We start from the raw sequence: 9,259 nt of genomic DNA, 5'->3' as shown, positions 1-9,259 counted from the left end.
GCGAACCGCGCGAATTTCAGCGCGGCCACATTCCGGGCGCGCGCAACATTCCGCTTTCACGGCTGATTCACGAACGCGACGCCGTGCCGGCGGGGCCAGTCGTGCTGGTCTGTCGCAGCGGGAGGCGAAGTATGCGCGCGGCGGCGTTGCTGGCCGGACGCACCCCGCCGCCTCAGGTACTCGAAGGGGGTATGCTGGCGTGGGCAGCGGCTAATCTGCTTGAGGCAGTCGAGCAATTCTAACAGAACATGAGAGCGATATTGCCATACCACGTTTCTCTGCGACAGCGAGGAAAACAAAGATGGAAATCCCAATATCACAACGGCTCAGCCCCAACACCGGCCTTGATCTGGTACGCGCAACCGAAGCGGCAGCTATTGCGGCTGCTCGCCTCATGGGACGCGGCGAAATCGAAGAGGCTGATCGAGCTGCTGCGGCAGCGATGGCAGCAGCGTTAGCTAACCTTGAACTCGATGGCCGGCTGGCAATGGGTGAAGAGGTGCGGGCAATGGCAACAACACCGCTAATCAGTGGGACGCGGGTTGGTACCGGCGATGGCCCGCCAGCCGATTTGATCGTTGACCCCATTGATGGTCGGCGCCAGTTAGCGCAAGGGCGGGCCGGCGCGGTCTCGTTTGCCGCCGTGACCAATCGCGGCGCGCTGTGGGCGCCACATCCAGCCGCATACATGGAAAAGATCATCGTCGGCCCGGAAGTCGCGCCCTATCTGGTGCCGGAATGCCTCGACGCGCCAGCCGGCTGGACGCTGGCGCTAGTGGCGCGCGCTACCCGGCGCACGGTGCGTGATCTGGTCGTCTTTGTGCTCGATCGGCCCCGCCATGCCCACCTGATCGAAGAGATCCGGTCGGCTGGCGCGCGGGTTATGCTGGCCGATGATGGCGATATCTACGGCGCCCTGCTCGCAGCCATGCCCGGCACTAATGTTGATCTCCTGATGGGGATCGGCGGCGCGCCGGAGGGAGTACTGGCGGCCTGCGCGATCAAATCGCTGGGTGGGGCGATGCTAGCCCGGCTCGCCCCCCAGAGCGAAGCCGAGCGCGACGCGATTACTCGTGCTGGCCTTGATTCCAAACGCATCTTGACCTGCGATGATATCGTAAGCAGTGAACAGATTTTCTTTGTCGCCACCGGTATCACCGATAACATCTTACTGCGCGGCGTGCGCTTGGCTGGTGATCGGGCAGAAACCAACTCACTTATCCTGCGCTGTGAAACCCGTACCCGTCGCTTGATCTTCGCCGAGCATTTGTTGACGGGGTGAAGAGAGAGCAAGGAGGTTGCCTACTTGGCGATGGCGAGACGCAATGCGCGCTTCCAACAACACGTAGCGTGATAGATGCCCCCTTCTCTGCAAACGGGAGCAGGGAGATTTTAGGCGTCCTCATGACCAAAACGAACGATACAACAGAGAGGTTTGACGAACAACGCCACCCTTGCAAAAGGCCATTGGGCGAGATGAGCATTCCAAACCGGTATGATTCAATTCGCGCCTAAACAAGCTTACGCGCCGCTGCCGACTCCTTCCGGCGTAAGACCGATTTGCATCTTTGCCGAGATTGTGCTATAATCCGGGGGTGAAATGAATACGACCCCGTAGCTCAGTGGATTAGAGCGTTTCCCTGCGGAGGAAAAGGTCGCGCGTTCGAGTCGCGCCGGGGTCGCCAGTCAGCCCGCCGTATTGGCGGGTTTTGTTTTGCCCACACTCTCTCCACTCCACTAGGTAGGGAACCCGACCATAAAGCGCCGGGCTAGGCTGACGAAGCCCGCTGCGCGGGCTGACACCCTCACCCCCGGCCCCTCTCCTACCTGACGGCGGGCAAGGGGAACCACGACGTTACCGCAGAGACCCTTGCGCAACCGAACGCCATTTCGCCCCGTTCCCGCGCTAGTAAACACGGAGACGGGGGTGAGGGTGAAGCGGCCCATCTCGGTGCTGTGATTGACCCCGTCCCCCTTCCCCTCCCCTAGTGGGGGAGGGGCACTTGGTTCCTCCCTTGCTTGCTGGGAGAGGACCGAGATGAGGGTCACAAACGCTGCTCCCCGTCTTTCATTGCGAACCGAGCGTAGCGAAGCGGAGCCATCTCCACCTTCAGCGGGAAGGGGCGCTCACCGCAATGGCACAGGTTGCAGCAGGTGATAACAGCGAGGCACGGTTGGCGGCAGTGCCGCCAGCGGGTTCATGCTCGCTACCGCACACCTCTCCCGCACAATGAAAAGCGCACCCACTCCGCGCAGTAGGGCACCATCACCAGATGTTATCCCTCTGGCAACAATCCCCCCTCGAGCGCCAACAAAGCCCACTTACGCTCGATCCCCCACCGAAAACCATGCAACTTACCATCAGCGCCGATCGCGCGATGGCACGGCACCACCACCGCCAGCGGATTGGTTGCGCAGGCCCGGCCCACAGCCCGCGCCGCCGTTACCGGCAGGCCAAGGTCGCAGGCCAGTTGGCCGTAGGTGCGGGTGCTGCCGCGCGGGATGGCCAGTAGCGCCTGCCATACCCGCTGTTGAAACGGTGTACCGTAGAGATCGAGCGGCAATGGCGGCAGATTAGCCTCATTGCGCAGATAGGCCGCAATCGCCGCAACAGCAACCTCTGGCAGTGAACCACCAATGATCGGCGTTGCCCGGAATTCAGCGCAGAGCACAGTCAGGAGCATCGCATCGTCATCACCAAGATAAACGGCGCACAGACCGTTGACGGTCGCAGCAGCCAACACCCGGCCGAGCGGGCTATCGGTGAACGCAACAGCAATTGGATCATTGTCCATCATTGTTTATGACTGAACGCCAGCTTGCAACTCTTCCGCCAGATCGATCGCGCGCAACGATGCCGCCGCTTTGTTGCAACTTTCGTTGAATTCGTATTCGGGTGTGCTGTCGGCGACCACGCCAGCGGCGGCTTGGGCGTAGGCCACACCGTCTTTAACGATCAAGGTGCGCAAGGCGATACAGGTATCAAGGTCACCGTTGAAGCCGAGGTGGCCAACTGCACCGGCATAGACGCCGCGCTGCTCACCTTCGAGTTCGGCGATGATCTCCATCGAGCGTATCTTGGGCGCGCCGGTGACGGTGCCGGCAGGGAAGCAGGCGCGCAGCGCGTCGATCGGCTTCAGATCAGCACGCAGCCTACCGGTGACCTCCGATACAATATGTTGCACGTGGCTGTACTTCTCGATAGTCATAAAGACCGGCACCTGCACTGTGCCGGGTTCGCTGATCCGGCCCAGATCGTTCCGACCTAAATCCACCAGCATCAGATGCTCGGCACGCTCTTTCTCATCGGCCAGCAGCTCGGCGGCCAATCGCTCGTCTTCGGCAGCATCGCGCCCGCGCCAACGGGTGCCAGCAATCGGGCGGGTCGTTACCTTGCCGTCGCGCACCTGCACCAACATTTCGGGCGACGCGCCGACCAAATCGCCTTCACCAGTGCGAATGTAAAACATATACGGCGAAGGGTTGATCGTGCGCAGGGCGCGATAAATGGTGAAGCTGTCGGCGCTGGTGGCCTTGCTGAAGCGTTGCGAAATCTGCACTTGGAAGATGTCGCCGGCCATGATGTACTCTTTAGCCCGCAACACTGCCGCCTTAAACTCAGCTTCGGTACGGTTCGAGACCGCCGGATTCGGCACGGTACGCGCCGGCGTGTTATGCGGCTCGTAGTTACGCAAGCTGAAACCAATAGTCGGCGGCAACGGCTTTTGCAGCCGGGCAATCAACGTCTCGATCCGATGGACGGCACGCTGATACTCGGCGGCTAGATCCTCGACATCGAGATGGACGTGCGAGATAACAATGATTTTGTGGCGGACGTGATCGAAGGCAAGCAACGTATCAACAAACATCCACCAGCTATCGGGCATGTCGTAGGGACGCACCGGCGGTACCGGCAGTCGCTCGAAGTAGCGGGCCGACTCGTAAGCGAGATAGCCAACTGCGCCACCGACAAAGATCGGCAGGTTGGGCAGGCGGATCGGGCGGTAGGCGTTGAGATAGCTCTCAAGCACGATCAGCGGATCGGTGTACGAGAGGGTCTGCTTATAGCCACCATGGGTCGCCTGCGCCACGCCGTCGTGCATGCGCAGCACCATATAGGGATCGCTGCCGATGAACGAATAACGCCCCACATTCTGCCCGCCGGTCACGCTTTCCAACAGAAAGCCGAGACCATTCTGCGCGATCTTGAGATAGGCCGATACCGGCGTTTCCAGATCGGCCATAATCTCGCGGTAGATCGGGCAGAGGTTGCCCTGCCGACGCAATTCGTACATCTGGTCAAGAGTTGGGTAATACATGTTGATATCCTTACAATCGTGATGCTTCCGTAACGACGCACCGCCGCGCGCCGTCACCGGCGGGATTATTTGCGATCATTCGGCAACACAAACCCTACCCGCTCAAGGATGAGGGTCATCTTGGGTTCGGCAACGGCGCGAGCCTGTTCGGCGCCAATGGCCAGAATCCGATCTAGCTCAGCCGGATCGTTCATCAACTGGTAGTAGCGCTCGCGGATGGGACGGAGCGACTCGACCACAACCTCGGCCAGTTCCTTCTTGAGTGCGCCATAGCCTTTACCAGCAAAATGAGCCTCGATCTCAGATCGACTCTTTCCGGTAAGCAGCTCATAGATTTGCAAGAGATTGTTGACGCCGGCCCGTTCTGGGTCATCGCTAAAGCGAATCTCGTTGTAGGAATCGGTCACTGCACGCTTAATCGCCCAGCGAATCTCGTCGGGGTCATCGACAATCCGAATAGCATGACCACGAGCCGTTTCCGACTTACTCATCTTCACTGCCGGATTATCCAACCCCATAATGCGGGCACCACTCTCGCGGATCACCGGCTTGGGAATGACGAAGGTCTCGCCGTAGAGATGGTTGAAGCGCTGGGCCAGATCGCGGGTCAGCTCAATATGCTGCTTCTGATCCTCGCCCACCGGCACCTCATCGGCATCGTAGAGCAAAATGTCAGCGGCCATCAGCACCGGATAGGTGAGCAAACCGGTCATCACGCTCTCTTGCTTTTGTGCTTTGGTCTTGTATTGGGTCATACGTTCGAGCCACCCCAACGGCGTGACGCAGCTAAAGACCCACGAACATTCGGCATGGGCGCGCACGTGGCTCTGCACAAAGAGCGTCGTCTGTTGCGGATCGATCCCGCAGGCAAGCAACAGCGCGGCGAGTTCGCGGGTTTGCTGGCGCAGCGCCGCCGGCTCTTGCGGCACCGTAATCGCGTGCAGGTCAACGATACAGATAAAGTTAGTCTTCTGGCCCTGCCCCGCGACCCACTGCTGGATGGCACCCAAATAGTTACCGATATGCAGATTGCCCGAAGGCTGAATGCCGGAAAAGACCCGTGGTTTGCGATCCATAAGCTAACCTCTTGTCAATGTCTACCGCAAGGGTGTGGTACGAGTAAGCCAACTATCTTTACCGCCGAGATCACAGAGAACGACGAAGGGAAACTCCATGCGGTCTGCGTCTCATCGGAGCATTTCCTCAACAATGCTATACTAGGAACATCGTTACCTTTCAGCAGCGTTTTAGGTACCAAATGAAGCGTTTGATCCTCTTGCTTGTTATGATCGGGCTGCTCGCCAGCCTGAGTGCGCCCATCACGCCGGCGCTGGCCGAGACGACCGCAACCTTCATTAGCCTCAATTCGGTTGTGCAACCGCTGACCCCTACCCCAGTAGCAGTGCGCATCACCGGCTACGACGGCCCAGCCACCCTGCTCGTCTTCGACAGCCGTAGCCGGTTTGCCGGCTCGTTTGCATTGACCATCGCCAATGGCGACGGATGGGTCGAAGTAACGCCGCGCGGCGCGTTGGGCGATCATTGGGCTGCCCTCTTCACGGCTGAGGGGCGGATGGTCGCTAACGGAACGATCTACCGGCTGGAGGCCGAAACCACCCTGCGCACCGGCGTGGCCAGCTACGACCGGCTGTACCCGACCGTGCGTCAATTTATGGCCGCCGACCGACTGAGTTACCTGCTCGACGGACAAGTGGTGACCGGCTACCGCTCGCCCGACAGCCCACTGCTCTGGCTGCGCGATCACTACTATCAAAACCGCGCCTTCCGCTACTTTGAGAGCGAGGTACGTTCGCTGCCAGAAGCGTTTGCCCGTGTACAAGCGCCCGACGGCAGCCTGCCCGACTTTTTGGCTCGCCCAGAATGGAAGATCGCCGCCTTCCGTACCCCGGTCGAAGCCGACGTAGAATACCTCTTCGTGCAGTTGGTCTACGAGACGTGGCAAGTCACCGGCGACACGGCGTGGATGTTGCGCATGCTGCCGGCAGCGCAACGCGCCATCGACTACACGATGCGCGATCCACTGCGCTGGGAACCGGCACTGGGCTTGGTCAAGCGCCCCTTCACCATCGACACGTGGGATTACGAATACGGCCCGCCGATGATCAATCCGAATACCGGCGAACTGGGGCCGCGCCACTGGATCGACGACCAGACCAAATGGGGCATCTTCCACGGCGACAATACCGGCTTGGCAGCCGCACTTACCATGCTGGCCTTGATGGAAGAGACGGCAGGACAGGCCGATCTGGCCGCTGTGCGCCGCGCCATTGCCGCTGACCTGATGGTGCGACTCAATGCGCTGAGTTGGAATGGTCGCTTCTACACCCATCACGTCAAACTCATTCCCTACGACGTGCCCGGTGTCGATGAAGCCGAGCAACTGAGCCTCTCGAACGCAATTGCGCTCAATCGCGGCGTCTTGACCGAATCGCAAGGGCGCGCGATTGTCGCCGAATACCTGCGCCGCTTGAACGATCCAAACCGGATCGCCTTTGCCGAATGGTACAGCATCGACCCGCCTTTCCCATCAGGCGCATTCGGCATGAATGGCCGGCTGGGCGAACGTCCGGGAGAGTACGTCAACGGCGGCGTCATGCCGCTGGTCGGCGGCGAACTGGCCCGTGGCGCGTTCCGGTACGGTTATGAAGCCTACGGTTTCAACATCGTGCAGCGTTACATCGACCTGATCGAACGTACCGGCGCAACCTACCTCTGGTACTACCCGACCGGCGGTATTGCACCGGTTCATGAATTCTTGCCCACCGACGGCTGGGGCGCGAGCGCTATGCTCGGCGCGTTAGTCGAAGGCGCTGCTGGGATTGAAGACCAGCACATCGCTTTCAATACCGTCACCATCTCGCCGCGTTGGCCCGCCGATCCGGTGTACGCGATCCGTGATGTCTACGCCGTCGCCCGCTACGCCGCCGGCGACGGTTATGTCGCCTATCGCTGGCAATACACGCCAGCGACCGCCAACCAGCCGAGCCGGATCGATCTCACCGCCACCGGCAGTGGCGACAGCTTCCGCTTACGCCTGTTTGTGCCGGCAGGCGCGAGTCCGCAAACTGTGACGCTTAACGGTGCGCCGGTTCCCGTGCAGATTGAGCAGGTTGGCTTGAGCCGGTACGCCGTCATCGCCACCGCCGGGCCGATCGCCACCGTTAGTGTCACGTTAAGCCGGTAAGTAAGTAGTAGGGCCACAGCGGCGCGGTAGCCCTACTACCCCGCCGCCCATCACGCACCCACCGACGGCAAGCCGGCCAACGCCATCGCCACCTCGGCGTCGGAATATTCGTAATCGCGCAACTTACCGGCCTGATAATCCATATAGGCCTGCAAGTCGAAATGGCCGTGGCCGCACAAATTAAACAGAATCACCTCGCTCTTGCCCTCCTCCTTGCAGCGGAGTGCCTCGCGGATCACGCCAGCGATGGCGTGATTGGCTTCGGGGGCGGGCAAAATGCCCTCAGTGCGAGCAAATTGTACGCCAGCAGCGAACGTCTCAAGCTGCTGGATGGCAATCGCTTCAATCACGCCCAACTCAAGCAGATGGCTGACGAGCGGCGCCATACCATGGTAGCGCAGACCACCGGCGTGAATACCGGGCGGCACGAAGGTGCTGCCAAGGGTATGCATCTTCACCAACGGCGTGAGATGCGCGGTATCACCGTAGTCATAGGCGTATTTACCCTTCGTCAGCGAGGGGCAAGCCGCCGGCTCGACCGCAACCACCCGCAACGGATGCTCGCCGCGCAGCTTAGCACCGATGAACGGGAAGGCAATGCCAGCAAAGTTCGAGCCGCCACCGGTACAACCCACCACCACATCGGGATAATCGCCGGCCATCTCCATCTGGATCATCGCCTCTTGGCCGATGACCGTCTGGTGGAGGAGCACGTGATTAAGCACACTACCAAGCGCGTAGCGAGTATCATCACGCTGGGCCGCCACTTCCACCGCCTCAGAGATCGCAATGCCAAGGCTACCGGTGCTATCGGGATGCTCGGCCAAAATCGCGCGGCCAGACGCCGTCTCGGTGCTGGGGCTCGCAATCACCCGCGCGCCGTAGGTCTCCATCAGCGCCCGCCGATAGGGCTTCTGGTTGTAGCTGACTTTGACCATAAACACCTCGACCTCAAGGCCGAAGAGCGCACCAGCAAAGGCGAGCGACGATCCCCACTGGCCAGCGCCGGTTTCGGTCACCAACCGGCGCACACCCTCGATCTTGTTGTAGTAGGCCTGCGCCACTGCCGTATTCGGCTTGTGACTACCGGCCGGGCTAACACCTTCATACTTGTAATAGATGCGAGCTGGCGTATCGAGCGCGCGCTCAAGCCGGCGGGCGCGGAAGAGGGGCGTTGGCCGCCATTGCCGGTAGATCGAGCGCACCTCATCAGGGATCGGGATTGTGCGCTCGATGCTGACCTCTTGCTTGATCAACTCCATTGGAAAGAGCGGCGCGAGATCGGCGGGGCCAATCGGCTGGCCAGTCGCCGGATGCAACGGTGGCGGCGGCAGCGAAGGCAGATCGGCGGCGATGTTGTACCACGACTCCGGCAGGTGATCTTCGTTAAGCAGATACTTGACCGTTTCCACAGACACCCTCCTCACAGCAAGAAACCAACAAAAAACTCTCGACCAAATTGGTCGAGAGACGGGGAAACCGCGGTGCCACTCTCGTTCGCCGCTGCTCGCACAAGCGACGCACTCTGCAGGTGCTGTCGGCCAAGCCGTTCCACACCTCGCGCCCTGATAACGGTGGCGTCTCCGGCAACGGCTACTATGGGGCAAACCCGGTTCACCGCGCGACTCACAGGCCCATTCACAAGCGCCGAACTCGCTGGTCTCGCACCATCACCGGCTCGCTGGACTGTCGCCGCGCTTGCTACTCTTCCTGATCAACGTCAGTTATTTAAATG

The 9,259-nt window shown here is 60.6% G+C and carries 7 protein-coding genes and 1 tRNA gene; 4 read left to right on the top strand and 4 right to left on the bottom strand.

The window, feature by feature from the left end; translation table 11 throughout:
• The 3 genes from Q1A00_RS14180 to Q1A00_RS14170 all read left to right on the top strand — a co-directional run.
• The coding region (locus Q1A00_RS14180) for a rhodanese-like domain-containing protein (RefSeq protein WP_298482229.1) at positions 1-242 on the top strand (242 nt) is incomplete at its 5' end.
• 59 nt (positions 243-301) lie between these two features.
• Positions 302-1,282, top strand: coding sequence for a fructose-bisphosphatase class II family protein (locus Q1A00_RS14175; RefSeq protein ID WP_298402420.1), 981 nt, complete (start codon positions 302-304; stop codon positions 1,280-1,282).
• A 326-nt stretch (positions 1,283-1,608) separates the two neighbouring features.
• Positions 1,609-1,685, top strand: a tRNA-Arg gene (locus Q1A00_RS14170).
• A gap of 591 nt (positions 1,686-2,276) precedes the next feature.
• Here Q1A00_RS14170 and Q1A00_RS14165 read toward each other — a convergent pair.
• From Q1A00_RS14165 to trpS, 3 genes are all read right to left on the bottom strand, one after another.
• Positions 2,277-2,795: a methylated-DNA--[protein]-cysteine S-methyltransferase gene (locus tag Q1A00_RS14165; RefSeq protein ID WP_299757417.1), complete on the bottom strand. Its 519-nt coding sequence runs from the start codon at positions 2,793-2,795 to the stop codon at positions 2,277-2,279.
• Positions 2,796-2,801: 6 nt separating this feature from the next.
• On the bottom strand, positions 2,802-4,319 hold the full coding sequence (trpE, locus tag Q1A00_RS14160) for an anthranilate synthase component I (RefSeq protein ID WP_298402416.1): 1,518 nt from the start codon (positions 4,317-4,319) through the stop codon (positions 2,802-2,804).
• A gap of 65 nt (positions 4,320-4,384) precedes the next feature.
• Positions 4,385-5,395, bottom strand: coding sequence for a tryptophan--tRNA ligase (gene trpS / locus Q1A00_RS14155; protein ID WP_298402415.1), 1,011 nt, complete (start codon positions 5,393-5,395; stop codon positions 4,385-4,387).
• A 182-nt stretch (positions 5,396-5,577) separates the two neighbouring features.
• Between trpS and Q1A00_RS14150 the strand changes: the two genes are divergently transcribed.
• Positions 5,578-7,524, top strand: coding sequence for a hypothetical protein (locus tag Q1A00_RS14150; RefSeq protein ID WP_298402414.1), 1,947 nt, complete (start codon positions 5,578-5,580; stop codon positions 7,522-7,524).
• A 50-nt stretch (positions 7,525-7,574) separates the two neighbouring features.
• Here Q1A00_RS14150 and Q1A00_RS14145 read toward each other — a convergent pair whose 3' ends face one another.
• Entirely contained in the window at positions 7,575-8,936 is a 1,362-nt protein-coding gene (locus Q1A00_RS14145; protein ID WP_298402413.1) for a TrpB-like pyridoxal phosphate-dependent enzyme, read from the bottom strand.
• Between the last annotated feature and the right edge of the window lie 323 nt (positions 8,937-9,259).

The sequence above is a fragment of the uncultured Chloroflexus sp. genome (genome assembly GCF_938091255.1).
GTDB lineage: Bacteria > Chloroflexota > Chloroflexia > Chloroflexales > Chloroflexaceae > Chloroflexus.
Note: the sequence above shows the minus strand (reverse complement) of the source record. Positions and strands in the feature narration are given on the sequence as shown.

Coding starts and splice junctions, on each gene's coding strand:
- Q1A00_RS14175 (WP_298402420.1), top strand. CDS start 302: ATGGAAATCCCAATATCACAACGGCTCAGCCCCAACACCGGCCTTGAT.
- Q1A00_RS14165 (WP_299757417.1), bottom strand. CDS start 2,795: ATGGACAATGATCCAATTGCTGTTGCGTTCACCGATAGCCCGCTCGGC.
- trpE (WP_298402416.1), bottom strand. CDS start 4,319: ATGTATTACCCAACTCTTGACCAGATGTACGAATTGCGTCGGCAGGGC.
- trpS (WP_298402415.1), bottom strand. CDS start 5,395: ATGGATCGCAAACCACGGGTCTTTTCCGGCATTCAGCCTTCGGGCAAT.
- Q1A00_RS14150 (WP_298402414.1), top strand. CDS start 5,578: ATGAAGCGTTTGATCCTCTTGCTTGTTATGATCGGGCTGCTCGCCAGC.